Below are 26420 nucleotides of genomic sequence, written 5' to 3' on the forward strand. Positions count from 1 at the left end.
AGTTTTGCCACGTTGAACGTCCGTTTTGCCAATGCTCACCCTGGCCGCACTGTTATAATTTGTCCAGCTGAAGGGGCTAAAAGCTTCCCTGTTACCCCCCGATTTTTCCATCAAGGAGTAAGACGATGAGCACATTCACCACTCATGACGGCACCGAGATTTTCTACAAGGATTGGGGCAAGGGCCAGCCGATCGTGTTCCATCACGGCTGGCCGCTGAGCGGCGACGATTGGGACAACCAGATGCTGTTCTTCCTCGAAAAGGGCTACCGCGTCATCGCCCATGACCGCCGCGGCCACGGCCGCTCGTCGCAGACCGCGACCGGCAACGAGATGGACACCTACGCCGCCGATGTTGCGGCGCTGGCGGCGCATCTCGATCTCAGGGATGCGATCCACATCGGCCACTCGACCGGTGGCGGCGAGGTAGCGCGTTACGTCGCGCTTTATGGCGGCGGCGGCCGTGTTGCCAAGGCGGTGCTGATCGGCGCCGTGCCGCCGATTATGGTCAAGACCGACAGCAACCCCGGCGGCTTGCCGATCGAGGTCTTCGACGGCTTTCGCGCCGCTCTGGCCGCTAACCGCGCCCAGTTCTACAGGGATGTGCCGGCCGGCCCGTTTTACGGTTTCAACCGCGACGGCGCCAAGGTCTCGCCAGGCGCTATCGACAATTGGTGGCGCCAAGGCATGATGGGTGGGGCCAAGGCCCATTACGACTGCATCAAGGCCTTTTCCGAGACCGACTTCACCGACGACCTCAAGCAGATCGACGTGCCCGTCCTGATCATGCACGGCGACGACGACCAGATCGTGCCTATCGCCGACTCCGCGCTGCTTGCGGCCAAGCTGGTGAAGCACGGCACGCTCAAGGTCTACAAGGGCCTGCCGCACGGCATGTGCACCACCCATCCGGAGATCATCAATCCGGATCTGCTGGCCTTCATCCAGGGCTGACGGCTTGCATATCGGACGGGCAGCGCGGGCTCGTGCTGTCCGTCCGTCGCTTAAGCATGACCGGCGACGGCAGACACGCTCGAGCGTGATCCGCTTGCGCTGCCGACGAGATTTGCTTGATGAATGGTCGGAGTGGAGAGATTCGAACTCCCGACCCTCTGGTCCCAAACCAGATGCGCTACCAGGCTGCGCTACACTCCGAACGGTCTGTTGCCTAGTGATTTCAGCCCGCCAAAGCAAGCGTAAAAAGCCATCGGCCTTGCTGCCGGCGGCATTGCGCAGTAATGACGGGCTAGTGCATGGCCAGAGAACAGTAATGTGGTCTCGGGGTCGTGTGCTTGCAACCAGCAATGAGGTGGTCATGTCAGCCCGCATTTTCAGCCCAGCCAAAACCGCGATGCAGTCCGGCAAGGCCAAGACCGGCTATTGGGTGCTGGAATTCGATCCGGAGCAGCGCAAGAAGATCGATCCGCTGATGGGCTACACCACGTCCGGCGACATGCGAAGCCAGATCAGGCTGACCTTCGACACAAGAGAAGAGGCGGTCGCCTATGCCGAGAAGGAAGGGCTGGCTTTCCGCGTCGAGGAGCCGAAGGAAATCAAGCGCCGCCAGATTTCCTATGCGGAGAATTTCCGCTATGACCGCAGGACGCCCTGGACGCATTGATCCCATACCGGCCCTCCCGGCACAATTCGCCGGTCATGCGGCCGGCCAGCGGTCCCGTAGCTCAGCTGGATAGAGCACCGGCCTTCTAAGCCGATGGTCACAGGTTCGAATCCTGTCGGGATCGCCAATATTTTCAGTGTCCATTCCGGACAGGTTTACTCGCCAGTCGCACAGGATTTCCAACACATGACAGCGATGGGCGCGGTGGCATTGCTGATCCTTGTCCTGACCTATGCCGGCGTCGCAATCGGCAGGATACCCGGGCTGCGCCTCGACCGGGCAGGCATCGCGCTGCTCGGCGGTGCGGCGATGATCGCCATCGGCGCGCTCGACATGGAGGACGCCTACCGCGCCATCAGCTTCGACACCATCACGCTTCTGCTCGGCATGATGATCGTCGTGGCGCATCTGAAAGTGTCGGGCGCCTTTCGCGCGCTCGGCGGGTTCGCCATCGAGCATGCGCATGCGCCGTTCATGCTGCTGGTGATGGTGACGCTGTTGACCGGCGTCCTGTCGGCGTTCCTGGTCAACGACGCCATCTGCCTGGTCATGGCGCCGATCGTCGTCCATGTCACCCGCGTCATCAACCGCAACCCGGTTCCCTATCTGATCGCCACCGCCACGGCCTCGAATTGCGGCAGCGTCGCGACCATCACCGGCAATCCGCAGAACATGGTCATCGGCGCGCTGTCGGGGATTTCCTATCCGGCCTTCTCGGCGGCGCTGGCGCCGGTCGCGGCGTTCGGCCTCGTCGCCGTCATCGTCATCATCCGCATCGTCTACCGCGCCGAATTTTCGCGCAAGGCCGAGCTCAGCCCCGAGGTCTATCGCGGCCGCATGCTGCCGGGGCAGGTGGTGAAGGCGGTGGTCGTCTGTGTCGGTTTGGCGATCGCCTTCTTCGCCGGCGTTCCAGTCGCCAAGGCAGCGCTGATCGGCGGCGCCATTCTTCTTTTGACCCGCGCCATCAAACCTGAGCGCATCTATCGCGAGATCGATGGGCCGCTGCTGTTCATGTTCGCCGGGCTGTTCATCGTCGTCGCCGGGGCGGAGAAGACGCTGCTGACGCCCGACATCGTCGCCTCGGCAAAGGACCTCGGACTGAATGATGTCTGGCGGCTGTCCGGCTTCACCGCGGTGCTGTCCAACATCATGAGCAATGTCCCGGCCGTGCTGGCGCTGAAGCCGTTCGTGCCCGGACTGGAAAACCCCGAGCGGGCCTGGCTGGTCGTCGCCATGAGCTCGACGCTGGCCGGCAATTTCACGCTGCTCGGCTCGGTCGCCAATCTGATCGTTGCCGAGCACGCGCGAATCTCCGGCAAACCGCTGGGCTTCATCGCCTTCTTCAAGGTCGGCCTACCGTTGACGCTGGTCACGCTGCTTGTAGGGACGGCATGGCTGGCAGCCTAAAAGCGCGTCGCACTAGACCGGCCTCGTGCGGCGCGCTTCAGGCTCTTTTTTATGCATGTCGTTATCGCAAAACCGCTGCACACTTTTGCGCGACATGCATCAGCCAGTCAGGGCGATGTCACCGTCAGATGGCCTTTCATGTTGGGATGGAAGCGGCAGAAATAATCGACCGATTCCGCCTTCTTCAGCGTCAGGCTCGCCGCCTTCTTCGGCGGGATCATCACTTCCCAGGCGCCGTTGACGGTTGCCGTGTGGGCGAACACGTCCTTGTTTACCCACCTGATCGTGTCGCCGACCTTCGCCTCGATCTTTGCCGGCGAAAACACAAGCTTCTCGATCGTCACCTCGATGGTGTCGGCCTTGGCCGGCTGGGCACCCATGGCCAATGCCAGCGCAACCCACAGATGCCGCCCCGACGCCATTGGCTCGATCCTCACTTCAGCATGCCGGCGACGTGTTCGGCGTGCTGTTCGTGGCCCTGGAATATTTTCAGACCGGTTTCCAGCAGGCTCTTCAGCTCGGCATTGCTGGCCGACGGGATCAGCAGAGTTTCGAGCGCGCTATTGACCTGCTTGTGGTAGGCCACCTCGTTGGCGACATAGGCCTTGTCGAACGCCGCGCCCTTGAGCTTGGCAAGCTTGGCTCGTTCCTCGGCCGCCGCCTTGGTCAGCGCCTTGCTGGTCGGATTGTCCTCAGGCGTGACCTTGAGCTTCTTGACCAGGTCGAGAGCCTGTTTGTTGACCGCCTCGTGATCTCGCACCATGTCCTTGGCGAAATCCACGACCTCCTTGTTCTTCGATTTCTTCAGCGCCTGCTTGGCCGCCTCGACGTCAAGCACGCCTGCTGTGTAGGCGATATGTGCGATCTGCGGATCGGTCGGTTTGTCGGCAGCTTGCGACAAGGGCGCTGCGCTAAGCAGGAAAAATGCGGCCAGTGCCGTGGTCGATCGAATAAACATGATGCTCTCCTTCGCCCCGACGCGGAACTGCATCGGGCTTCGTTTTCAGTGATGCTCATTGGATGCAGGTCGCCGCCAAACGTTCCCGCGAAAATCGGCGCGACCTATCCGGAAAGACCAAGCCGCTGCATCACGGCATTGGTCAGCCGTTCGCAGCGCCGGCCCGCGAAGGGAAAGGCGTCGAGCAGCACCGGGCCGATCTGGTCGTCCAGCGCCTTGCGCACCAGCGCGCGGGCGCGGTGCAGCCGGGTCTTGATGGTTTCTGGTCGCACGCCAAGCAGTTCGGCGGTTTCTTCGATGCTCAATCCCTCGATGACGCGCGCCACGAACACCATCCGGTAGACATCGGGAAGACTGTCGGTTGCCCGTTCGACAAGCTCAAGGATCTGCCGTTGCGCCATCGTCCGCTCCGGATCGTCGCTCGGGTTGAGGGGAAACCGGATGATTTCGGCTTGCGGGTTTTCAGGCATCGCTACCATTCGCCGCCTTTTGCGCAAGCGGCCGAGCGCTTCGTTGATGACGATACGCGATAGCCACGTGGCGAGCGAGGCATCGCCGCGAAAGGCCTCGAGATGGGCAAAGGCGCTGACATAGGCCTCCTGGACGATGTCCTCGGCCTCGCTGTCGTTACGCACGACGCCTCGGGCGATGCGGTAGAGCCTTTGGTTGTGCGTCTTGATGATGGTGCGGAATGCATCGCTATCACGTGCCAGCGCGCGGCCGACAAGCTGCATGTCGCCGGAAGCGGCGGGCGTTGCCGTCAACGCAGCAGGCATGGCCGATCTCCTGATAGGCTTCTCATCGGACATTGGATGAATCGGCCGACAAAAGGTTCCCGACCGATCCGCCGGCCGGCCTCGATCCGTTTCAAGCGCCGGCAGAGGCTATTCTAACGCCTCCACCACACCGGCGTCTCTATTTTGTAGACGCCGTGTCATCGGCTGATCGGTCGCCATGACATCACTCAGGATCGCAATTTTTCCAAGCTGTTACGCCGATTTCCTGACTCAGCCTGGAAAGGTGCTTGGCTCAGGCCTGTGCGGCCGCCGCCAGCCCGCGCGCCAGGTCGGCCTTCAAATCCTCGACATCCTCGAGCCCGATCTGCAAGCGCACCAGCGGCCCGTCATACGGGCCCTTGGCGATTGTGCGGTCGCCAAGGAATACCGGCACGGCAAGGCTCTCATAGCCGCCCCAGGAATAGCCGAGGCCGAAAAACTTCAACGCGTCGAGGAAGGCGTGCTGCTGCTTCTGTCCGCCGCCCGCGAGAACGATCGAGAAGATGCCGCTCGATCCGCAAAAATCGCGCTTCCACATGGCGTGGTCGGGATGACTGGGCAGCCCGGGATGCAGCACCTGCGCTACGCCCGGCTGACCCTCGAGCCAGCCGGCGAGGGCAAGCGCGCTCCTTTGATGATGCTCCAGCCGCACACCCATCGTGCGCAGGCCGCGCAGCACCTGGTAGACGTCGTCAGGCCCGGCGCAGCAGCCCATCGTGTTGAACGTCTCGAAAAGCTGCTTCCAGCAGTCCGCATTGGCCGACACGGTGCCGAGCAGCACGTCGGAATGGCCGGCCGGGTATTTCGTCGCCGCGTGGATCGAGATGTCGACGCCATGGTCGAGCGGGCGAAAGTAGAGCGGCGTCGCCCAGGTGTTGTCCATCATGACGATGGCGCCGGCGGCATGCGCTGCCTTGGCGATGGCCGGTATGTCCTGCACCTCGAAGGTGTTGGAGGCCGGCGATTCGGTGAACACCACCTTGGTGTTGGGCTTGATCAGCGCCGCGATGCCGGCGCCGATGCGCGGTTCGTAATACTCGATCTCGATGCCCAGCCGCTTCAGCATCGTGTCGGCGAAATTGCGGGTCGGATGATAGACGGAATCGACGATCAGCAGATGATCGCCGGCCGACAGGAAGGCGAGCAGCGGCAGCACCACGGCCGCCAGGCCGGACGGCACCGCGACCGTGCCGGCGGAGCCTTCCAGCGCATCGATGGCGCTGGTCAGCGCATCGGTGGTCGGGGTGCCGCGCGTGCCGTAGGTGTATTTCTGGCAGCGCGCCGCCATTGTCGCCGCATTGGGATAGAGCACGGTCGAGGCATGCACCACCGGCGGATTGACGAAGCCGAAATAGTCATGCGGGTTGTTGCCGGAATGGGCGAGCCGTGTGTTGACGCCCATCTCGCTGTCGTCTTTTGCCATTGCTTTTCGTCCCATGGGTTGGTCGTTAGCCATAGTGCGGCGGCATTGGCCGCGCAACCGCACCGCACTCGCCAGGCCAAGGTCTTGAATATGCCAATTCAGCAACGAGCCGTGGACCTGCGGGAAGGCTGCCAAGTGCGCTTGGCAACTCACGGTCGGACTTTGCCGGCTTTATTGGCGCGCTGGCCGATTTGCGAGCGCGTTTGTCTGCAATTTCAGGCATTTCAGGCAGTTGGTTTTCAAAGTCTTTCGGATTTGGTCATTTCCCTTGACCTCACAGGAATAATCGCCTTCGATGTTGTTCGTGAATGGGAGGCAGCGCGTCGGTTACGATGCGGGATTCCGGTAATGGGCCGGGATACATAGCTGCGTTCACACGGGAAAAAGTCAGGGTTCGCCTGGAAAAAACAGAAAAGGGTCTGTGGGTCATGAAACACATTGCAATCGGCGTTTTGGGCGCCGCCGCGTTTGGATTCGCGGCTTCGGCGGCTTCGGCGGCCACGCTCGACGATGTCAAAGCGAAGGGCTTCATCCAATGCGGCGTCTCGACCGGTCTGGCCGGCTTCTCGGCGCCGGACGACAAGGGTGAGTGGCAAGGCATCGACGCGGACTTCTGTCGCGCTGTGGCAGCCGCCGTGTTCGGCGATGGCACCAAGGTGAAGTTTACGCCGCTCAGCGCCAAGGAGCGGTTTACCGCTCTGCAGTCGGGCGAGATCGACATCCTGTCGCGCAATACCACCTGGACCATCAATCGCGACACCGCACTCGGCCTGAACTTCATCGGCACGACTTATTACGACGGCCAGGGCTTCATGATCAACGCCAAGAAGCTACCGGGCGTGAACTCGGCGCTGCAGCTTTCGGGCGCGGCGGTCTGCGTGCAGAGCGGCACCACGACCGAGCTCAACCTTGCCGACTATTTCAAGTCGAACAAGATGGAGTACAATCCTGTCGTCTTCGAAAAGCTGGAAGAGGTTAACGCCGCCTATGACGCCGGCCGCTGCGACGTATACACCACCGACCAGTCGGGCCTCTATGGCATCCGCCTGACGCTCGGTGCGCCGGCCGACCACGTCGTGTTGCCCGAGATCATCTCCAAGGAACCGCTTGGGCCGGCCGTACGCCAGGGCGACGACCAATGGTACCACATCGTCAAGTGGACCTATTTCGCGTTGCTCGACGCCGAGGAACTCGGCATCACCAAGGCCAATGTCGACGAGATGAAGAACTCGGACAGTCCAGAGATCAAGCGCGTGCTCGGCCAGGAAGCCGACACCAAGATCGGCACCGATCTCGGCGTCTCTAACGACTGGGTCGTCAACATCGTCAAGGCCGTCGGCAATTACGGCGAGATGTTCGAGCGTAATGTCGGCTCGGGCAGCCCGCTGAAGATCGCGCGCGGCATCAACGCGCTGTGGACCAAGGGTGGCCTGCAGTACGCTCCGCCGATCCGCTGATCGAAAATGGATCCGGAAGGCAGATCGTCTGCCTTCCGGTCTCTCTTTCCAGGGGACTGTCGAATGGCATCGCAGGAAGTTCTTCGCGAGGAGCCAAGCCGCGGTTCCTTCATCAATGATCCTCGTGTCCGCGGAATATTCTTTCAAGCGCTGGTCCTCGTCCTGCTGGTAGCGGGGGTCTGGTGGGTTACCCACAACGTCATCGTCAATCTGACGCGCTTGCACATCGCTTCCGGCTTTGGCTTCCTCAGGGGCCGCGCCGGCTTCGACATCAGCGAAAGCGCGATCGCATATTCGTCGGATTCGACCTATTTCCGAGCCATCCTGGTTGGCTTCATCAACACCGTGATCGTTGCCGTCGTCGGCATCATCACCGCCACCATTATCGGTTTCATCGTCGGCATCGGCCGGCTTTCGCGCAACTGGCTGATCAGGAAGATCTGCACGGTCTATGTCGAGGTCTTCCGCAACATCCCGCCGCTGCTGGTCATCTTCTTCTGGTATTCCGGCGTGCTCGCCGTGCTGCCGCCGCCGCGCGAGAGCATTAATTTGCCGTTCGGCTCCTTTCTCAACCAGCGCGGCTTCTATTTTCCGCGCGCTGTCTGGGGCGAGGGCTCCTGGCTGATCCTGGTCGCCCTGCTCCTCGCCCTTGCCATGGCCTGGTTCGTCGCCCGCAAGGCGCGGCAGCGGCAGATGGCGACGGGCCAGCCGTTCCCGGTGCTCTGGACATCCATAGCGTTGATCGTCGGCCTGCCGCTGCTGGCCTACGCGCTGAGCGGCTTTCCTCTGACCTTCGAATTCCCGAAACAATCGACTTTCAACCTGGTCGGTGGCTTTCAGGTCAGACCAGAGTTCCTGTCACTCTATCTGGCGTTGTCCTGCTATACGGCCGCCTTCATCGCCGAGATCGTGCGCGCCGGCATCAGGGGCGTCAGCACGGGCCAGACCGAGGCGGCCGCGGCACTCGGGCTGCGCTCGGGATCGATCCTCAGGCTTGTCGTCGTGCCGCAGGCGATGCGCATCGTTATTCCGCCGCTGACCAGCCAGTATCTGAACTTGACCAAGAACTCTTCACTCGCCATCGCCATCGGCTATCCGGACCTGACGGCGACTGCCGGCACTGTCTTGAACCAGACCGGGCAGGCGGTTGAAGGCGTGGTGATCATGATGGCTGTCTATCTCGCGCTCAGCCTCATCACGTCGGCGATCATGAACGTCGTCAATGCCAGGATGGCGCTGGTGGAGAGGTAAGGCCATGCAGGAACACGACATGTCCTGGGTGCGGACGGAGATGGCGCTGGCCCAACCGGCGCCGTCGAGCGAGCGTGGCCTCACCGCCTGGATCCGCAAGAACCTGATTGCCACCACGGGCGACACCATTCTCACCATCGTTGGCATCGCGCTGGTCGCTGTGATCCTGCCCCAAATCATCAATTGGGCCTTCATCAACGCCCAGTGGACCGGACCGGACCGCTCGGTCTGCGCCACCGTGGCGCAAGGCGGCATCCAGCCGGATGGCTGGACCGGTGCTTGCTGGGCATTCGTCAACGCCAAGTTCGGCCAGTTCATGTTCGGCACCTATCCTATCGAGGAGCGTTGGCGGCCGATCGTGGTGGCCATCCTGTTCGTGGCACTGCTGGTGCCGTTGCTCATTCCGCGCGTACCGCGCAAGGGGCTGAATGCCATTCTTCTCTTTTTTGTACTGCCGGTCGTCGCCTTCGTTCTGCTGGTCGGCGGCATGTTCGGCCTGCCGCATGTCGAGACGTCGCGTTGGGGTGGACTGCTGGTGACGCTCAGCCTGTCGTTCGTCGGCATTGCCGTGTCGCTGCCGATCGGCATCGTGCTGGCGCTCGGCCGGCGCTCGAACATGCCGATCGTCAAGCTGCTGTGCGTGATCTTCATCGAGACGGTACGCGGCATCCCGCTGATTACGGTGCTGTTCTTTGCCAGCGTGATGCTGCCGCTGTTCCTGCCGGCCGGCGTCAGCTTCGACAAGTTCCTGCGCGCGCTGATCGGCGTGTCGCTGTTTGCCGCCGCCTACATGGCCGAAGTGGTGCGCGGCGGCCTGCAGGCGATCCCCAAAGGCCAGTATGAGGGCGCCGATTCGCTCGGTCTCAGCTACTGGCAGAAGATGGGCCTGGTCGTCATGCCGCAGGCGCTGAAGCTGGTCATTCCCGGCATCGTCAACACCTTCATCGGCATGTTCAAGGACACCAGCCTGGTCATCGTCATCTCGATGTTCGACCTCCTCGGCATCGTCAAGCAGAACTTCTCCGACGCAAATTGGGCGACGCCGCAGACGGCCAGATCCGGCCTGGTGTTCGCTGCCTTCATCTTCTGGCTGTTCTGCTTCGGCATGTCGCGCTATTCAATGTACACGGAACGCCGTCTCGACACCGGCCACAAACGCTAAAAAGGGGACCTTGTCATGGCCATAGAAAACGCCGTCAGCGCGGAAGAGATCAAGGTCAATGCCGCCAAGATGCACATTTCCACCACCGATGTCGCCATCGACATCATCGCCATGCACAAATGGTACGGCGAATTCCATGTGCTGAAGGACATCAATCTAAAGGTGATGCGCGGCGAGCGCATCGTCATCTGCGGCCCGTCGGGCTCCGGCAAATCGACGATGATCCGCTGCATCAACCGGCTGGAGGAACACCAGAAGGGCAAGATCATAGTCGACGGCAAGGAACTGACCAACGATCTGAAGAAGATCGACGAGGTGCGCCGCGAGGTCGGCATGGTGTTCCAGCACTTCAACCTGTTCCCGCATCTGACCATTCTGGAGAATTGCACGCTGGCACCGATCTGGGTTCGCAAGATGCCGCGGAAACAGGCCGAGGAAATCGCCATGCATTTCCTCAAGCGCGTCAAGATCCCGGAACAGGCCAACAAATATCCCGGCCAGCTTTCCGGCGGCCAGCAACAGCGCGTGGCGATCGCCCGCTCGCTGTGCATGAATCCGCGCATCATGCTGTTCGACGAGCCGACCTCGGCTCTCGATCCGGAAATGATCAAGGAAGTGCTGGAGACGATGGTCGGGCTGGCCGAGGAGGGCATGACCATGCTCTGCGTCACCCACGAAATGGGCTTTGCGCGCAAAGTCGCCAACCGGGTGATCTTCATGGACCAAGGCCAGATCGTCGAGCAGAACACGCCGGCCGAGTTCTTCGACCACCCGCGCCATGAGCGCACGAAGCTGTTCCTGTCGCAGATCCTGCACTGATCCTGTACGCCGGTTCGGGACAAGACCGGCGGATCACAACTCTGTGTCTTGCTGGCTTCGCGCGTATTCGACGAGCGCTGACCGTGCGCTGTGCGATAAAATAGCAAGCGTGCTTCAGGCCGTTCGAGTGGTCACATTGCAACCTGGTAACTAAGGCCGGCACGGATCATAAGCGTGCCGGCTGCGTTCATTGCCATTGGGAGTTGTATAACGAGCCGCGTGGGCGCGTGCGGCGGCAGGTCACGGGTTCATCCTGATGCTCATCCAACCGATCGATTATTTCCTCGTCGTCTGGTTCGCGCTGGCGCTGGCTTCGACGCTTTACGTCGGCTTCGACCAATATCGCAACAATCCCGAGCCGGTGGTGATGAAATGGGGCTTCATCCTGGTCACCCTCTATATGGGTCCGCTCGGTTTGCTGCTCTACGTGCTCGCCGACAAGGAGCCCCGGCCGGGCGAGCATGAACTCTTCACCCGGCCGCTCTGGAAGCAGGGCGTCGGCTCCACCATCCACTGCGTCGCCGGCGATGCCACCGGCATCATTCTTGCCGCCGCCGTCACGGCGGCGCTCGGCCTGCCGATGTGGATCGACCTGATCGTCGAATATCTCGCCGGCTTTGCCTTCGGCCTGTTCATCTTCCAGTCGCTGTTCATGAAATCGATGATGGGCGGCACCTATTGGGAGAACGTCCGCAAGAGCTTCCTGCCCGAGTTCATCTCCATGAACTTCATGATGGCCGGCATGGCGCCGGTCATGAGCTTCCTGATGATGGGCCGCGACATGCGCGCGATGGAACCGACGGAGCTGCTGTTCTGGGGCGTGATGTCGATCGGCGTCATCGCCGGTTTTGCGCTTGCCTATCCGGCCAATGTCTGGCTGGTCGCCCGGGGGCTGAAGCATGGGCTGATGACGCAGCGTGCGCAGGCAGCCGGCATCGATGTCCGGGAGCAGCCTGCCACGAGGCAACATGCGCAGATACAAATGCAGCAGGCCGACGCCAGCGGCCATCACGGGCAGCACCACGACATGGTTTCCCACAAAGGCAAAGGCGGCGGCCATCACATGGAGACGGATGCCACGACGCCGCAGGTCGCTGCCCTGGGTGCCGTCTCCCTGCTGTCGCTCGCCATCGGCATGGTCGCGCCGGCGAACTGGCTGAACCTGACGCTGTCGGCACGCGACGTCGGCGGGGTGATCATGCCGCAAGGCATGATCATGGATCGCGACACGCCGGCCGATACGATGCGTGACATGGCCGCTACCGATCCACGCCTCGTGGCCGCCTCTTATGGCCTGACGGCAAAGGGCGACCAGGAACTGCCGTTTCGGATGGAGAACGGCATCAAGGTGTTCGAGCTCAGGCCTTCGGTGGTCCGCTGGCAGATCCTGCCGGCCGTTGCGGTCGACGCCTATGCCTATAACGGCCAGATTCCCGGTCCGCGAATTCACATTCGCCAGGGCGATCGGGTCAGGATCAACGTCACCAACGGCCTACCTGAGGAAACGACGGTGCATTGGCATGGCTTGATCCTGCCGAACCAGATGGATGGGCCGGCCGAGATCACGCAGCCGCCGATCGAGCCCGGGCAATCCTATTCATACGAATTCACCGCAACCCAGCACGGAACCTATTTCTACCACCCCCATGCCAAGCCGGACCGGACCCAGGCGCTCGGCCTCTACGGTGCGCTGATCATCGATCCCGCCAATCCCGCCGACGAGGTCGCGGCCGACCATGATTACGTCATCCAGCTTCAGGAATGGCTGGTGCGGGAAGGGCTGACCTACCCGTCGATGCCGATGGACGGCGGCATGCCGAATTTCTTCACCATCAAGGGAAAGGCCTATCCCTCGACCGAGACGATCCCGATGAAGGTCGGCGAGACGCTCAAGGTGCGGTTCATCGGCACCAACAACGGCTTCATCCATCCGATGCATATCCATGGCGGACCGTTCGAGGTCGTTGCCCGCGACGGCGAGACGGTCCCCGCTTCGGGTCGTTTCCTTGCCGATACGATCAACGTCGGGCCGGGTCAGCGCTACGACGTGATCTGGAAGGCGCAGCGTCCGGGCAAATGGCTGATCCATTGCCACATCCCGCATCACACCACGAACAACAATGTCGAGGAGAAGGGCGGCGGCGGGCTGATGGTCGTGATCGATGTGACATGACCGGCGTCGCCTTGGCGCGTTCCATCCGCTGCACCGGCCCGGACGCCATGCAGTGGCTGGGGCCAAATTTTCTCTCAAGCTGAGGTGATCTGCCAGACAGCGACGCCGGCAAGGGCGAGACCGGCGGCGCCCTCGATGGCCCGGGAGATGGTTTCGAACAGGCGTGGCTGGCGCGCGAAAAACTGTACAAGCCGTTCCCGAAACAGGATCGACAACACGGCGACACAGGACAGCGTCAGCGCCACGCCGACCATCATGGTGACGGCAAACAGGGCGCCCGCCGCCGGAACCCCCCTGGAGATTGCGAAAGTCATCGCGAAAAGCGTCAGCGGGCATGGGATCAGGCCTGCCGTGACGCCGACAGCCTCGCCCTCGTGCCTGTGATGATGGCTGTGGCTCAACGCGCGCCAGATCATCCAGACGCCAATGAGGCCGAGCAGCCCGCGACTGATATGCTCCAGAAGCGGAGCGCGGCCGACGCTGCCCAATGCTATTGAGACCAGTGGCAGCGAGAGAGCCGCAATCAGAACGGCAATCGTCACATGCGTGAACGATAGCGTGATAGATACGAGCAGACCACGCGAGACCTTCGCATCCGAACCGGCAAGATAAGTCGCCAGGACGGCCTTGCTGTGCCCCGGCGTCAGCGCATGGGCAGCCCCGAACACGACGCCCATCGGCAGGAAGGCCATGAACGCCAGCCAATTGCCTCCGGCCGCAAGCAGTTGGATCTGTTCGCCGAGCGTCAGATAGATCGTGCGCTGAAATTCGACGAGCGTCTGGAACATCGGACGAGACTAGCAGAAAATCGGCGAGCGTCAGTGCATGTGGCCGTGGTCATGCGTGTGCTCATGCGGATGGTCGTTCTCTCCACGTTCCGTTGAAAACCGCACATTCGCCTCAGCCAGGGCGGGCATATGCTGGGATAGTTCGTCCTTCAGCGCTGCGGCGATCTTGTTGGCCGCCGACAGCGGCAGGGTTTCGTCCGCGGCAATTGCGATGTCGGCGTGCAATCTATGACCGATCCAGCGCGCCTTGGCATCGACAATGCGCGCGCCCGGAACATGCTCGGCGGCATGTCGGATTTCGTCTATCACACCGGGTTCGATTCCATCCAGCATGCGGGTCAGCACCGAGCGGGCCGATTGCCAGACGATACCGAAGATCGCAATCGTGATCAGCAGGCCGACGATCGGATCGGCCAAGGAAAAGCCAAACCAGACGCCGATGGCTCCGATGACCACGGCAAGGCTGGTAAGTCCATCTGTGCGGGCGTGGTAGCCGTCGGCAATCAGTGCCGCGCTGTTGATTTCGCGGCCGACGCGGATACGGAACACGGCAACCGCCTCGTTGCCGAGGAAGCCGACAATGCCCGCCGCAGTCAGCCAGCCCAGGTGTGTCACCGCTTGTGGATTGATCAGCCTGTCGATGGCTTGGTAGGCAGCGACTACAGCGCTGAACAGGATGATGAGCACGATGATGATGCCGGCCAGATCCTCGACCCGGCCCAAGCCATACGTGAAGATCCGCGACGGCTTGCGCCGCGCCAGAACGAACGCAATCCAGAGCGGGATCGCCGTGGTCGCGTCGCCGATGTTATGGATCGTGTCGGCCAGCAATGCCACGCTCCCCGACAACGCAACCACGACCATCTGCAATGCCGCGGTGATGGCCAGGATCACGAACGACCATTTGATTGCCCAGATGCCCCGGTCGGTGGTGGCAATTGTCGCGTCGATGACGCCATGGCTGTGACCGTGCGGACCGTGATCGCCGTGATGATGTGCGGCGTGCGAGCCGAACCCGAGCCAGTCCAGAATGCGGGCTACGATGGCATTCATAGATATTTCGCCAGCTGCTTGAGTTCCGCCAGCGAGTTGCCGCCGGTTTCGACGCTGTCGGTCAGGCAATGCTCGATGTGATCGTTGATCAGCTCGCGCTTGGCGCTGCTGATGGCCCTTTCGACGGCATGAAGCTGCTGCGCCAAGTCAACGCAAGGGCGATGCGCCTCGATCATCGCCAGCACCGCCGCAAGGTGGCCTTGCGCGCGCTTCAGGCGCTTTATGATGGAAGGATGCGAGGCGTGGAGGTGATCTGACATGCCTCAGCGTATCCTCCCGGGGAGGATACGCGTCAAGCTCTAAGTCAGCTGTGCAACTTTCGGAGGGGCTTCACCTTGAGCATTGCTTGTTCTATGCCTTTCCCATGAAGAAGCTTGCCCGTTTTCTTGGCCTGCTGGTCGTTGCAGCAGTCCTTGCGGTGGCATTGGGCACACTGCTGCCGCGCCCGCTCTGGCCGGCGGCAGTTGCCGATCCGATCGGCTCAAGCCACCGCATCCTGGTGCTGAAAAATCCGATCCACACCGACATCGCCATCCCGGTCGACGACGATGTGCGCCGGCGCTTCCATTTCCTGGTCGATGCCGGCATTCCAGCAGACGTGGCGGAGGTCCGCTACATCGTCTTCGGCTGGGGCGGCCGCGCCTTCTATCTCGAGACGCCGACCTGGTCGGAACTGAAGGCAGTGCCGGTGATGAAGGCGCTGACCGTCGATGCCTCGGTGATGCATGTCGACATTTCAGGCGAAATCGCCGAGCCGCATCCCGACGTCGCCGGCTTCGACATCGGCGAGGAGCGGTTTACGGCGCTGCTCGATTACATTGCGGGAAGCTTGCGGCAGGGACCGAGCGGGGCCATGCCGATCGAGAATGCGGCGTATTCCCGTTTCGATCGTTTCTTCGAAGGCAATGGCCGTTTCAACGCGCTGGTCGGCTGCAACACCTGGGCGGCGGCGGCACTGCGCACCGCCGGGCTGCGCACCGGCTGGTGGAACCCGCTGCCGGCATCGCTCGGCCTGTCGATGCGGCTTTACAATTGACCGGGCGACTTAGGACCGCCGAACGTCCTACGCCCGCCAGCCGTAGAGCCAGTCGAGATCGGCGGCGAGTTTTTCGGGCGAGCGCATCGCCAGGAACAGGTTGCGGGCCATCGCCACCGGCCCGGCCGCATGCCAGGCGAGGCGATTGACGGCGCCGCGGCGGGCGACCTGGGCGACGCGCGGCCGCCGCGCCTGTTCCCAGGCGGCAAGCGCCCCCTCAAGATCGGCTGTGGAGGCCGCAACGAAGCCGGCAAGCGTCGCCGCGTCCTCGATCGCCATCGCCGCGCCCTGTGCGGCAAACGGCGTCATCGCGTGCGCCGCATCGCCGATCAGCGCGATGCCTTGCGGCGTCGTCCACCGCCGTTGCTCGACAATGTGGATCGGCCATGCCGTCCACGGCGCCGCCTCGTTCGCCAGGCGAACCAGCGCCGGCGCGGTACCGCGCATGGCGCTGGCGAGGCTGGCGGGGTCGGCATACCCCGACCAGCCTTCGGCGATGCGCTCGCCCTTGGTGAAGGCCGCGAGGTTGAAGACAGTGCCACGGCTGACCGGATAGGCGACCATATGGAAGCCTGGATGGAGGAATGCGGTAACGCAATCGGGCGCACCGATCGCCCTGAAGGCTTGTCCGGCAAGGCTGTCCGCGGCCACCGTGGCGCGCCAGGCAAGCTCGCCCGAGAATCGGCTTCTGCCGAATTCGGCCGCCTTGCGGGCCAGTTTTTCTCGCACCGACGACCAGACGCCATCGGCTCCGACCAGCAACGATGCTTCGGTTTCGATGGTCGTGCCGGCAATCTCGACTGTTGCGGTGATGCCATTCGGTCCGGTTGCGACGCCGCCGACGCGGGCACCGGTGACAAGCTCGACCTCGGGCCGCTCGGCTATCCGCTGCATCAGCGCTGACTGCAGATCCGCGCGGTGGGCAACGAGATAGGGCGCTCCCCAGCGCGTTTCGGCCGCCTGGCCAAGCGGTACGCGCGCCAGCTTGCGCAGCGTGGCGGCATCCTTGAGCACGACTGCCTCCGGCCGCACCGCCGTCGCCAGCAGCCGATCGAGTACGCCGAGCTGCCGTAGGATGCGCGTCGCGTTGGGCGAAAGCTGGATACCGGCGCCGGCAGCCTCGAGGTGCTTCGCCTGTTCGAACAGTTTTACCCGATAGCCGCGCTCGGCGAAGGCCAGTGCCGCGGTCAGCCCGGCGACGCCCGCCCCGGCGATGACCACCTGCCGGGACTGCGTTTCCTGCATCAGGCTTGTCGCGGAAGAATCAGGCGGCCTGGTCGATATAGAGGCAGCCCGGCGGCTGCGTTTCCAATGCCTTCAGTTTCGGCGAATAGCGATAGAGCGTCGAGCAATAGGGGCAGACCTTTTCATTGTCGTCGCCCATGTCGAGAAATACATGCGGATGGTCGAAAGGCGGATTGGCGCCGGTGCACATGAATTCCTTGACGCCGATGTCGATTGCCGGATAGCCCGCATCGTTCTGGAAATGGGGAATGGAACCGCCTGCCATCGTCGTCTCCTGATCTTGTCGATTGCATCTGGATCATAACCCGTCTCTTTGCAAGATCGATGAAATGAAACTGTCGCAAAAGCCTGTCAGAGGATAAGTTAAGCCGGTTAAGGCTATGGTCGTCGAACGGTGTGGGAAGAGCGGAAACCATGAACGAACTGAAGCCGGTGCAGAACGAATTCATCACCGTCGAGGCGGCGAGCCCCGAAGGCGGCAATCCCGATCGCTTCGTCAATCGCGAGTTTTCCTGGCTGCAATTCAACCGGCGCGTGCTCGAGGAATCGCTGAACGCCAATCACCCGCTGCTCGAGCGCGTTCGCTTCCTGTCGATATCGGCCGCCAACCTCGACGAGTTCTTCATGGTCCGCGTCGCTGGTCTTGCCGGCCAGGTGCGCGAAGGCATCGTGCTGAAGAGCCCGGATGGGCGCACTCCCGAGCAGCAGCTCGAACAATTGCTGCGCGAGGTCGAGCGCCTGCAGGAGGACCAGCAGAACAGCCTTTCGGCGCTGATGCTGCTGCTCGACAAACAAGGCATCGAAAGCATCACCCGCGATGGCCTGACCAAGGACGAGAAGACCTGGCTCGAGGACCATTTCCAGGAGCAGGTATTTCCGGTCCTGACGCCGCTGTCGATCGACCCGGCGCATCCGTTTCCGTTCATTCCCAATCTCGGTTTCTCGATGGCGCTGCAATTGCGCCATCGCAAGAACGGCGAGGAAATGAGCGCGCTTCTGCGCCTGCCGGTGGCACTGAGGCGCTTCATCCGTTTGCCGGATCGCAAGCATCATGTCCGCTTCATTCCACTCGAAGAGGCGGTCAGTCTCTATATCGGCAAGCTGTTCCCCGGCTATGAGGTCAAGGGCTCCGGCACGTTCCGCATCATCCGCGACAGCGATATCGAGGTCGAGGAAGAATCAGAGGATCTGGTGCGGCTGTTCGAGACGGCGCTGAAGCGGCGGCGCCGCGGCTCGGTTATCCGGATCGAGTTCGACCGGCTGATGCCGGCCGAATTGCGCGATTTCGTCGCCGGCGAGCTCGGCGTCTCGGCAAGCCGCATCAGCGTGCTCACCGGTCCGCTGGCGCTCAGCCAGATCTCGGAGATCGTCGCCGTCGCCCGCGACGATCTGAAATTCACCCCCTACAATCCCCGCTTTCCCGAGCGCATCCGCGAGCATGGCGGCGATTGTTTTGCGGCGATCCGCGAGAAGGACATCATCGTCCACCATCCTTACGAATCTTTCGACGTGGTGGTGCAGTTCCTGCGCCAGGCAATGGCCGACCCGGAAGTGGTGGCGATCAAGCAGACGCTCTACCGCACCTCCAACGACAGCCCGATCGTACGCGCTCTGGTCGACGCCGCCGAGGCCGGCAAGTCGGTGACGGCGCTGGTCGAGCTCAAGGCGCGCTTCGACGAGGAGGCCAACATCCGCTGGGCGCGCGACCTCGAGCGCGCCGGCGTCCAGGTCGTCTTCGGTTTCCTCGAGCTCAAGACCCATGCGAAAATGTCGCTGGTGGTGCGGCGCGAGGATGGCAGGCTGCGCAATTACGTGCATCTGGGCACCGGCAACTACCACCCGGTCACGGCACGCATCTACACCGACCTGTCCTTCTTCACCACCGATCCGACGATCGCGCGCGATGTCGCCCAGCTGTTCAACTTCATCACCGGCTATGCCGAGCCGGCCGAGCAGATGCGGCTGGCCATCTCGCCGTTTACGCTGCGCGACCGCATCCTCCAGCACATTTCGGATGAGATCAGCCACGCGCTGGAGGGCAGGCCGGCCCGCATCTGGATGAAGATGAACGCCTTGGTCGACCCGATCGTCATCGATGCGCTCTACGATGCCAGCCGCGCCGGCGTCGAGATCGATCTCGTCGTGCGCGGCATCTGCTGCCTGAGACCGCAGGTGCCCGGCCTATCGGAGAACATTAGGGTGAAGTCGATCGTCGGCCGTTTCCTCGAGCACAGCCGCATCTATTGCTTCGGCAACGGCCACGGCCTGCCCTCGGACGGGGCGATCGTCTATATCTCCTCGGCCGATCTGATGCCGCGCAATCTCGACCGCCGCGTCGAGACCATGGTGCCGATCACCAATCCAACTGTGCATGAACAGGTGCTCGGCCAGATCATGCTCGGCAACATCATGGACAACCAGCAAAGTTTCGACGTATTGGCTGACGGAACCTCCCGGCGCGTCGTGCTGGAGGAGGGCGAGGAACCGTTCAACGCGCAGGAATATTTCATGACCAATCCGAGCCTGTCCGGACGGGGCGATGCGTTGAAGTCGCATGCGCCCAAGCGCATCGCGCAGTTCAAGCGCCGCAAGAAACAGAACGCAGCGACGGGCTGATGATTTCAGCGTCCCAGGGCCGGCTTCAGGACCGCCGACCGCTGTCCATCATCGATATCGGATCGAACTCGATCCGTCTTGTCATCTATGAGGGGCTGGCGCGTTCGCCGACCTTGCTGTTCAACGAAAAGATGCTGGCCGGCCTCGGCCGCGGCATCGTTTCGACCGGAAAGCTCGATCCCGAGGCGGTGACGCGCTCGATGGAAGAGTTCCGCCGTTTCCGCGCACTCTCCGACCAGGCCGGCGCCGAGCGCATGTATGTGCTGGCGACCGCCGCCGCTCGCGAGGCCGTCAACGGCCCCGACTTCATCCACCGTGCCGAGGATGTGCTCAAGACCGAGATCCAGGTGCTGAGCGGCCGCGAGGAAGCCCATTATTCGGCGCTCGGCGTCATTTCCGGTTTCCATCCGGCCAACGGCATTGCCGGCGACCTTGGCGGCGGCAGCCTCGAGCTGATCGATATTGACGGTGAGACGATCGGTGACGGCATCACGCTGCCGTTGGGCGGCTTGCGCCTGCAGGACATGGCGAAGAACTCGCTGACCCAGGCGGCAAGGATCACGCGCGAGCAACTGGCGCGGGCGAAATTGCTGAAGGGCGGGCAGGGCAGGGCGTTCTACACGGTCGGCGGCACCTGGCGAAACCTCGCCCGGCTGCACATGGAAATGACCAACTACCCGCTCGGCGTCATGCACCATTACGAGATCGGCATCGAAAGCGCCGCGAACTTCCTCCGGCAGGTCGCCAAAGCCGAGATCGACAAGATCAAAGGCATCGAGGGCATCTCCAAGAACCGCCGCTCGCTGCTGCCCTATGGCGCCATCGTGCTGCAGGAGATCATGGCGGCGATGCAGCCGTCGAAGATCATCGTCTCGGCGCTGGGCGTGCGCGAGGGCTTTCTCTACTCGCTGCTCGACGAGGCCGAGCAGAAGGCCGATCCGCTGATCTCGGCGGCGGAAGAGCTTGCCCGCCTGCGCTCGCGCTCGGTCGACCACGCGCATGAGCTTGTCGAGTGGACCGGCAAGGCCTTCTCTGCCTTCGGCATCGACGAAACCAGGGACGAGGCGCGCTACCGCCACGCCGCCTGCCTGCTCGCCGATATCGGCTGGCGTGCCCATCCCGAATATCGCGGCAAGCAATCGCTCAACATCATCGCCCACGCCTCGTTCATCGGCGTCGACCATCCCGGCCGCGCCTTCCTAGCGCTTGTCAGCCTGTTTCGCCACGAAGGCGTGTTCAATGAAGCCGCTCCGGAAATCCGCGGACTGGCGACACCGCGCTATCTCGAGCGCGCCCGTGTGCTGGCCGCCCTGCTGCGTGTCGTCTATTTGCTGAGCGCGGCAATGCCCGGCGTCATGCCGCGACTGAAATGGGAACACCGCGGCAATGGCGTGCTGGCGCTGGTGCTGCCGGCAGCGCTGGCCGATCTTTACGGCGAGCGCCCCGCCGGCCGGCTGGCACAACTGGCAAGGGTCACCAATCGCCGGCTGGTGCTGGCGGTCGAGGGCGGGCCCAGTATTTCAGTGAAGTAGTTTCAGGCACGACGCCAATTGCATGTGGCAATTCGCTGCGAGCTCCACGCTTGGGAGAAGATCGTGAAATCCAGTCAAATCCTGCTGCTGCTGCTGCTTTCCATCCTGCCATTGTTGATTTTCGACGCGGCCAGAGCTCAGACGGTTTCCAAGGTTTCCGTTGCTGCAAAAGGCGCGTTTGAGTTTGACAAGAGTTATCCAAAAGCCGCAGGCGGAAAAACACTGTTCAATTTGCTCACAGGTTTTCTAAAACCTAAAAGCGGGGCAAAAGATAAACTATTTTGTATTTAGAATAAGCGACGAAATGATCAAATCTCAAAGATCGATTTCGATGAACACGTTTTATGCGGACGTTAATCTCTGTCCTGGCGCTGTCGATCGAACCGTGTCCGTTCATCAGCCCCTCGGCAACTTTCTTGAGCCTGTCGCGGGCCGAATCGACCTGTTGCCATACGTTAAGAGGGCAAGCCTGATCCAACTGCGCAACTACCTGTATGTCGCGATTGACAGCAATCTTCGGAGCTACTCCCCCCAAGGGCGCAGATCAATATGGATATGAATGGTTGCCGATCGCGGTACAAAGCAGACAGGTTTGCCTGACCATCAGCGTCGCCGAATGGGGCATGGGGGCTTCCTCTCTCAGCCCATAAACATAACCAGGCTTGCGGAGTTCGTCTTTCTCGACAGCAAATGAGCCGAGCCGGGCGGCAGCTTAGCCAGTCCCTGCAGCCATCCGGCCGTCGGCCGACCATGCACCCGCGCCAGCCATCGCCAGCGCCAGAAAACCGCCTGATATCGCGATGTCCTTCATCAGCATCTGCGAATGCATGAAGGTCAGCGTCGGATCGCCGCCGCCCTGGCCATAGTGGCCGATGAACGCTGTCGCGACGCAAAAGGCGGCGAGCAGCAGCGCCACGATCGGCGTCTTGAAGCCGACGAGGATGAGCAGCCCGGCGATCAGTTCGAACAGCCCGGTGCCCCAGGCAGCCAGCGTCGGCAGCGGCAGGCCAAGGCCGGCGAAATAGCCGGTCGTGCCGGCAATGTCGGTCAGCGCGTGGAAGCCGGACGGCACGAACAGTGCGGCGAACAGCAGTCGGGAAAGCAAAAGCAGCGCATTGCGGGGCATGGTAACCTCCGTTGTCGGCCGGGTGGCCAAGAGCCCGATCCTAGCAGAATTCCGGTCAGCGGACCGACAGGCACAAACGACAACGAAAAAGGGGCGCGGAAAATTCCGCGCCCCTTTGTTCAGGAAATGCTGGACTGCTTCAGCCGCGCTTGGCGTCGATCGAATACGCGCCTGGGCCCGAGGAGGCGAGCACGAGGAAGCCGCCGGCAATGCCGAGGTTCTTCATGAAATTGATCATCTGCATCTGATCGGCCCAGCCGGTGTGGGCGACCAGCGCGGTGGCGACGGTGAAGATCGCCATTACCCAGCCGACGATCCGGGTCTGGAAGCCGACCAGGATGGCCAGGCCGCCAAGCAGTTCGATAAGGCCGACGACAATGGCGGTCACCATCGGCAGCGGCAGGCCAAGGCTGCCGAAATAGCCGGCGGTGCCGGCAATCGCCGTCAGCTTGCCGAAACCCGAAAGCAGGAAGATGACCGAAAGCAGGATGCGGCCGAGCAGGATCGTGCCGGAGGCGCCGGCGGCGGTGCCGGAACCGGCAAACGAAGTATTGGCGGACGTGTTGGTGGACATGCGTAACTCTCCAGAAGGATTTGGCCAAACGGCTTGGGATACCCGTCTAGTTAGCGCAGGCCGACTGTTCACCAAAGATGCCAGATTGGTTACGGATTGTTCACCAAGGTAACGTTTTCGCGATCAACATGGGTGTTGAGATCCAGGCATATCAACGCCCTAGCCTGGATGCGTCATGTCCTCCGGCCGCACCAGCCGCTCATAATCGGCTTCGCTGACCAGCCCGGTGGCCAGCGCTTCCTGGCGCAGCGTGGTGCCGTTCTTGTGCGCCGCCTTGGCGATCTTGGCGGCGTTGTCGTAGCCGATCGTCGGCGCAAGCGCCGTCACCAGCATCAGCGAACGGTCGAGTGCTGCCTTGATGTTGTCTTCGCGGGCCTCGATGCCGACGACGCAATTGTCGGTGAACGACACGGAAGCGTCGGCCAGCAGCTGTACCGATTGCAGGAAACAATAGGCCATCAGCGGATTGTATACGTTGAGCTCGAAATGGCCCTGACTGCCGGCGAAGCTGATCGCCGCATTGTTGCCGAACACCTGCACGCAAACCTGCGTCATCGCCTCGCATTGGGTCGGATTGACCTTGCCCGGCATGATCGAGGAGCCCGGTTCGTTTTCCGGCAGCGACAATTCGCCGAGGCCCGAACGCGGGCCGGAGCCGAGCAGGCGGATGTCGTTGGCGATCTTGAACAGCGCCGCCGCGCAGGCATTGATGGCGCCGTGCGAGAAGACCATGGAATCATGGGCGGCCAGCGCCTCGAACTTGTTCGGCGCGGTGACGAAATCGATGCCGGTGATCGCGGCGATGCGCACCGCCACCTTTTCGGCAAAACCGACCGGCGCGTTGAGGCCGGTGCCGACCGCGGTGCCGCCCTGTGCCAATTCCTGCAGGCCGGGCAGGGTCATCTCGATGCGCTTGATCGACGAGGCGACCTGCGCCGCATACCCGGAGAATTCCTGGCCGAGCGTCAGCGGCGTCGCGTCCTGCGTGTGGGTGCGGCCGATCTTGACGATGTGGGCGAAAGTCCTGGTCTTGGCGTCGAGTGCCGTATGCAAATGTCTTAGCGCCGGTAGCAGGTCGTGAGTGATGCGCTCGGCGCAGGCGATGTGCATGGCCGTCGGATAGGTGTCGTTCGACGACTGGCTCATGTTGACGTGGTCGTTGGGATGCACCGGCTTCTTCGATCCCATGACGCCGCCCAAAAGCTCGATCGCCCGGTTGGAAATCACCTCATTGGCGTTCATGTTGGACTGGGTGCCTGAGCCGGTCTGCCAGACGACCAGCGGGAAATGCTCGTTCAGCTTGCCGTCGATGACCTCCTGCGAGGCCTCGATAATGGCCTTGCCGATCGCCGGATCGAGCCGCTTCAGCTCCATATTGGCCTCCGCTGCCGCCCGCTTGACGATGCCCAGCGCCCGCACGATCGACGCCGGCTGTTTCTCCCAGCCGATCTTGAAATTGGCAAGCGAACGCTGCGCCTGCGCGCCCCAATAGCGGTCGGCGGCGACCTCGATGGGACCGAACGTGTCGGTTTCGGTTCTGGTCTCTGGCGCGCTCACGAAGTCTCTCCGGTTTGCAATTTGCAAACGGCGTATCGCGTTGCACAAATGCCTTCAAGCGGAGATTGCGGGTGACGGGAATGCAAATCGGTTGAAGGTGCTGGCAATCTCCCCACTTGAGGGGGAGATGTCGCCGAAGGCGACAGAGGGGGGCGGTAGGTCTTGACGCAACTCCCATAGCGGACGGAACAGGCTGGTGTTCCACGCGAGACGACCCCCTCTGGCCTGCCGGCCATCTCCCCCTCGAGGGGGGAGATCGCAACCTTACCCCGCCGTGTATCCTCCATCCACGGCGAAGATTCCGCCGCTGGTCCATGCCGCTTCGTCGCTGGCGAGATAGACCGCGATGCCGGCAAGGTCGCTGGTCCGGCCGATGCGGCCGAGCGGATAGCTGCGCTCGACATAGGCCTTGAGCTCGGCTTGCGCGGCCTCAGGCAGGTTTTCGATCGACCTGCGCCGCATCGCTGTGTCGACCGTGCCGGGCGCGATCGCGTTGACCCTTATGCCGCGCGGCCCGAGCTCGAAGGCGAGCGACTTGGTCAGCGAATTGAGCGCGCCCTTCGACAGCGAATAGAGGCTGGACGGCCGCTTCGGGATCATCTTGTGAGCGAAATAGGACGAGATGTTGATCACCGAAGCCGCACCCGGCGCGAGATGCGGCAACAGCCGTTGGGTGAGAAAGAATACCGCCGTGACGTTGAGCGCGAATGACTGCTGGAACTGGTCCTCGCTGACGGTCTCGAACGGCACAAGGAACGCTACGCCGGCATTGTTGACGAGGATATCGACAGGTGGGCCGCGCCTGGCATGCTCGACCACGGCATCGATGCCGGGGCTGGTCGACAGGTCGGCCGACAGCGTGTCGACATTATCCCCGAGCTGCTTGCGGGCGGCGTCGAGTTTTTTGCCGTCGCGGCCGACGATCAGCACGTCCGCGCCTTCGCGCAAGAAAGCCTCGGCGATTGCCAGCCCGATCCCGTCCGAGCCGCCGGTGACCAGCGCCCGTTTGCCGCCTAGTCTCATCCAACACTCCCGCGCATTACCGTCTTGTCTGATAAGGAGAACAGCGCCGTTGCCAATTGTGGTCAAGCCGCCGGCCTATCCTACAATATGAACTTTCGGCTGATGCGCCTGTCTATTCGGCAGCGGCTGCACCGCGCCGAACAGCCAGCCGCGTAGCGACGAAATCCTTGACCTGATGAATGGCCTGTTCACGCGTGACGCTGCCTGGCTGCAGGCCAAGCCGCAACCACAGCCCGTCGATCAGGGCGGTGACGCCGAAAGCGATCTCGTCAGCATCGCGTGCCGGCGCCAGACCGCGCAGGCCAGATAGCAGGTTGGAGCGCATGCGCGCATGGATCACCTTCTGGATGCGGGCAAGCTTTTCGTCGCGCGGCACCTCCGCGCAAAGCGAAAGCCAAGCGTGGCAGAGGGACGGCTGGAAGAGATGCGGCTCGAAATTGCCTTCGATGATGGCCTCTATCCGTTGCATTGGCGTGCGCGCCTGTCTCAGCCGCTCGACCACCGCATGCCGCAGCACCAGGTTCGATTCGCGCATGGCATGCTCGAACAGCTCCCGCTTGCTGTTGAAATAGTGCAGCACGATGCCCTTCGACGCACCGGCCTGTGCCGCCACTTTTTCTATGGTCGCGCCAGCTATGCCTTCGCGCTGAAGCACGGCAAAGGCGGCTTGCCGCAGCTCCTTGCGGCGTATGTCGCTGAGACGCTTGAGTTTCACGGGCCAGGATCCATATGTGGACGGCGCCCTGCCTGCAACGGTTGTTTTGCGTCGTTTTCGATCGCTTGCGTCCATATGTCCGGCCTTTGAGCACGGTCCTTGCGGCCGC

26 protein-coding genes and 2 tRNA genes are annotated in these 26420 nt (G+C 62.4%); 13 read left to right on the forward strand and 15 right to left on the reverse strand.

The window, feature by feature from the left end; genetic code table 11:
- The first annotated feature begins 125 nt into the window (after nt 1-125).
- Nucleotides 126-953 (forward strand): alpha/beta fold hydrolase, encoded by an 828-nt coding sequence (locus NKH30_RS04115; protein ID WP_352994307.1) that lies wholly within the window; start codon nt 126-128, stop codon nt 951-953.
- 124 nt (nt 954-1077) lie between these two features.
- Here NKH30_RS04115 and NKH30_RS04120 read toward each other — a convergent pair.
- A tRNA-Pro gene (locus tag NKH30_RS04120) sits at nt 1078-1154 on the reverse strand.
- A 160-nt stretch (nt 1155-1314) separates the two neighbouring features.
- Between NKH30_RS04120 and NKH30_RS04125 the strand changes: the two genes are divergently transcribed.
- The 3 genes from NKH30_RS04125 (at nt 1315) to NKH30_RS04135 (ending at nt 3027) form a co-directional block, all read left to right on the forward strand.
- Nucleotides 1315-1620, forward strand: coding sequence for an ETC complex I subunit (locus NKH30_RS04125; RefSeq protein ID WP_023677641.1), 306 nt, complete (start codon nt 1315-1317; stop codon nt 1618-1620).
- Between the two features lie 50 nt (nt 1621-1670).
- Nucleotides 1671-1747, forward strand: a tRNA-Arg gene (locus NKH30_RS04130).
- Between the two features lie 59 nt (nt 1748-1806).
- Nucleotides 1807-3027: an anion transporter gene (locus NKH30_RS04135; protein WP_352994310.1), complete on the forward strand. Its 1221-nt coding sequence runs from the start codon at nt 1807-1809 to the stop codon at nt 3025-3027.
- 107 nt (nt 3028-3134) lie between these two features.
- Here the strand turns inward: NKH30_RS04135 and NKH30_RS04140 are convergent, their stop codons facing one another.
- From NKH30_RS04140 to NKH30_RS04155, 4 genes are all read right to left on the reverse strand, one after another.
- Nucleotides 3135-3449, reverse strand: a complete 315-nt coding sequence (locus NKH30_RS04140; RefSeq protein WP_352994313.1) for a cupredoxin domain-containing protein — start codon at nt 3447-3449, stop codon at nt 3135-3137.
- Between the two features lie 11 nt (nt 3450-3460).
- Nucleotides 3461-3985 (reverse strand): DUF4142 domain-containing protein, encoded by a 525-nt coding sequence (locus NKH30_RS04145; protein WP_352472633.1) that lies wholly within the window; start codon nt 3983-3985, stop codon nt 3461-3463.
- Between the two features lie 104 nt (nt 3986-4089).
- On the reverse strand, nt 4090-4761 hold the full coding sequence (locus NKH30_RS04150; RefSeq protein ID WP_352820251.1) for an RNA polymerase sigma factor: 672 nt from the start codon (nt 4759-4761) through the stop codon (nt 4090-4092).
- 253 nt (nt 4762-5014) lie between these two features.
- Nucleotides 5015-6184, reverse strand: a complete 1170-nt coding sequence (locus tag NKH30_RS04155) for a cystathionine beta-lyase (RefSeq protein ID WP_352994316.1) — start codon at nt 6182-6184, stop codon at nt 5015-5017.
- Between the two features lie 428 nt (nt 6185-6612).
- Here NKH30_RS04155 and NKH30_RS04160 point away from each other — a divergent pair, with 428 nt between their 5' ends.
- The 5 genes from NKH30_RS04160 (at nt 6613) to NKH30_RS04180 (ending at nt 13046) form a co-directional block, all read left to right on the forward strand.
- Complete coding sequence (locus tag NKH30_RS04160; RefSeq protein WP_254820740.1) at nt 6613-7641, forward strand: amino acid ABC transporter substrate-binding protein; 1029 nt, start codon at nt 6613-6615, stop codon at nt 7639-7641.
- 63 nt (nt 7642-7704) lie between these two features.
- A complete protein-coding gene (locus NKH30_RS04165; protein ID WP_352472636.1) occupies nt 7705-8892 on the forward strand; it encodes an amino acid ABC transporter permease in 1188 nt (395 codons plus the stop codon).
- Between the two features lie 4 nt (nt 8893-8896).
- Nucleotides 8897-10054, forward strand: coding sequence for an amino acid ABC transporter permease (locus tag NKH30_RS04170; RefSeq protein WP_352541629.1), 1158 nt, complete (start codon nt 8897-8899; stop codon nt 10052-10054).
- Nucleotides 10055-10123: 69 nt separating this feature from the next.
- Nucleotides 10124-10873 carry an amino acid ABC transporter ATP-binding protein gene (locus NKH30_RS04175; RefSeq protein WP_031212005.1) on the forward strand — a complete coding sequence of 250 codons (750 nt, stop codon included), beginning with the start codon at nt 10124-10126 and terminating at the stop codon, nt 10871-10873.
- Between the two features lie 256 nt (nt 10874-11129).
- Nucleotides 11130-13046 (forward strand): multicopper oxidase domain-containing protein, encoded by a 1917-nt coding sequence (locus NKH30_RS04180; protein WP_352994319.1) that lies wholly within the window; start codon nt 11130-11132, stop codon nt 13044-13046.
- Nucleotides 13047-13120: 74 nt separating this feature from the next.
- On the opposite strand, the gene NKH30_RS04185 is transcribed toward NKH30_RS04180, so the two are convergent.
- From NKH30_RS04185 to NKH30_RS04195, 3 genes are read right to left on the reverse strand one after another with little or no spacing between them, the layout of a single operon-like run.
- Nucleotides 13121-13834 carry a HoxN/HupN/NixA family nickel/cobalt transporter gene (locus NKH30_RS04185; protein ID WP_352771164.1) on the reverse strand — a complete coding sequence of 238 codons (714 nt, stop codon included), beginning with the start codon at nt 13832-13834 and terminating at the stop codon, nt 13121-13123.
- Between the two features lie 30 nt (nt 13835-13864).
- On the reverse strand, nt 13865-14887 hold the full coding sequence (locus NKH30_RS04190) for a cation diffusion facilitator family transporter (RefSeq protein ID WP_352541627.1): 1023 nt from the start codon (nt 14885-14887) through the stop codon (nt 13865-13867).
- Nucleotides 14884-15147, reverse strand: coding sequence for a metal-sensing transcriptional repressor (locus NKH30_RS04195; protein WP_023719742.1), 264 nt, complete (start codon nt 15145-15147; stop codon nt 14884-14886). Before NKH30_RS04195 ends, NKH30_RS04190 begins: the two co-directional genes overlap by 4 nt.
- A gap of 104 nt (nt 15148-15251) precedes the next feature.
- On the opposite strand from NKH30_RS04195, the gene NKH30_RS04200 reads away from it, so the two are divergent.
- The gene (locus NKH30_RS04200) at nt 15252-15923 is read left to right on the forward strand and encodes a TIGR02117 family protein (protein WP_352994322.1); all 672 of its coding nucleotides are present in this window, start codon (nt 15252-15254) and stop codon (nt 15921-15923) included.
- 27 nt (nt 15924-15950) lie between these two features.
- On the opposite strand, the gene NKH30_RS04205 is transcribed toward NKH30_RS04200, so the two are convergent.
- A complete protein-coding gene (locus tag NKH30_RS04205; protein WP_352994324.1) occupies nt 15951-17168 on the reverse strand; it encodes an FAD-dependent monooxygenase in 1218 nt (405 codons plus the stop codon).
- A gap of 19 nt (nt 17169-17187) precedes the next feature.
- Complete coding sequence (locus NKH30_RS04210) at nt 17188-17433, reverse strand: zinc-finger domain-containing protein (RefSeq protein ID WP_254820632.1); 246 nt, start codon at nt 17431-17433, stop codon at nt 17188-17190.
- Between the two features lie 149 nt (nt 17434-17582).
- Between NKH30_RS04210 and NKH30_RS04215 the strand changes: the two genes are divergently transcribed.
- From NKH30_RS04215 to NKH30_RS04225, 3 genes are all read left to right on the forward strand, one after another.
- Entirely contained in the window at nt 17583-19784 is a 2202-nt protein-coding gene (locus tag NKH30_RS04215; RefSeq protein ID WP_352541624.1) for an RNA degradosome polyphosphate kinase, read from the forward strand.
- Nucleotides 19784-21316 carry an exopolyphosphatase gene (gene ppx, locus NKH30_RS04220; RefSeq protein WP_352994326.1) on the forward strand — a complete coding sequence of 511 codons (1533 nt, stop codon included), beginning with the start codon at nt 19784-19786 and terminating at the stop codon, nt 21314-21316. The genes NKH30_RS04215 and ppx overlap by 1 nt, the downstream gene beginning before the upstream one ends.
- Before the next feature lie 63 nt (nt 21317-21379).
- Nucleotides 21380-21607: a hypothetical protein gene (locus NKH30_RS04225; protein ID WP_352994328.1), complete on the forward strand. Its 228-nt coding sequence runs from the start codon at nt 21380-21382 to the stop codon at nt 21605-21607.
- Nucleotides 21608-22028: 421 nt separating this feature from the next.
- Here NKH30_RS04225 and NKH30_RS04230 read toward each other — a convergent pair whose 3' ends face one another.
- The 5 genes from NKH30_RS04230 to betI all read right to left on the reverse strand — a co-directional run bounded on the left by NKH30_RS04230 (nt 22029) and on the right by betI (nt 26311).
- Nucleotides 22029-22442 (reverse strand): DoxX family protein, encoded by a 414-nt coding sequence (locus NKH30_RS04230; RefSeq protein WP_352588583.1) that lies wholly within the window; start codon nt 22440-22442, stop codon nt 22029-22031.
- A gap of 139 nt (nt 22443-22581) precedes the next feature.
- Nucleotides 22582-23016 (reverse strand): DoxX family protein, encoded by a 435-nt coding sequence (locus NKH30_RS04235; protein ID WP_352501902.1) that lies wholly within the window; start codon nt 23014-23016, stop codon nt 22582-22584.
- A 159-nt stretch (nt 23017-23175) separates the two neighbouring features.
- Complete coding sequence (gene fumC, locus NKH30_RS04240; RefSeq protein WP_352994330.1) at nt 23176-24573, reverse strand: class II fumarate hydratase; 1398 nt, start codon at nt 24571-24573, stop codon at nt 23176-23178.
- Nucleotides 24574-24837: 264 nt separating this feature from the next.
- The gene (locus NKH30_RS04245; protein WP_352874701.1) at nt 24838-25596 is read right to left on the reverse strand and encodes an SDR family NAD(P)-dependent oxidoreductase; all 759 of its coding nucleotides are present in this window, start codon (nt 25594-25596) and stop codon (nt 24838-24840) included.
- 112 nt (nt 25597-25708) lie between these two features.
- Entirely contained in the window at nt 25709-26311 is a 603-nt protein-coding gene (betI, locus tag NKH30_RS04250; RefSeq protein ID WP_352501904.1) for a choline-binding transcriptional repressor BetI, read from the reverse strand.
- Between the last annotated feature and the right edge of the window lie 109 nt (nt 26312-26420).

Origin of the sequence: Mesorhizobium sp. M1273, assembly GCF_040318195.1 — a bacterium.
Lineage (GTDB): Bacteria > Pseudomonadota > Alphaproteobacteria > Rhizobiales > Rhizobiaceae > Mesorhizobium.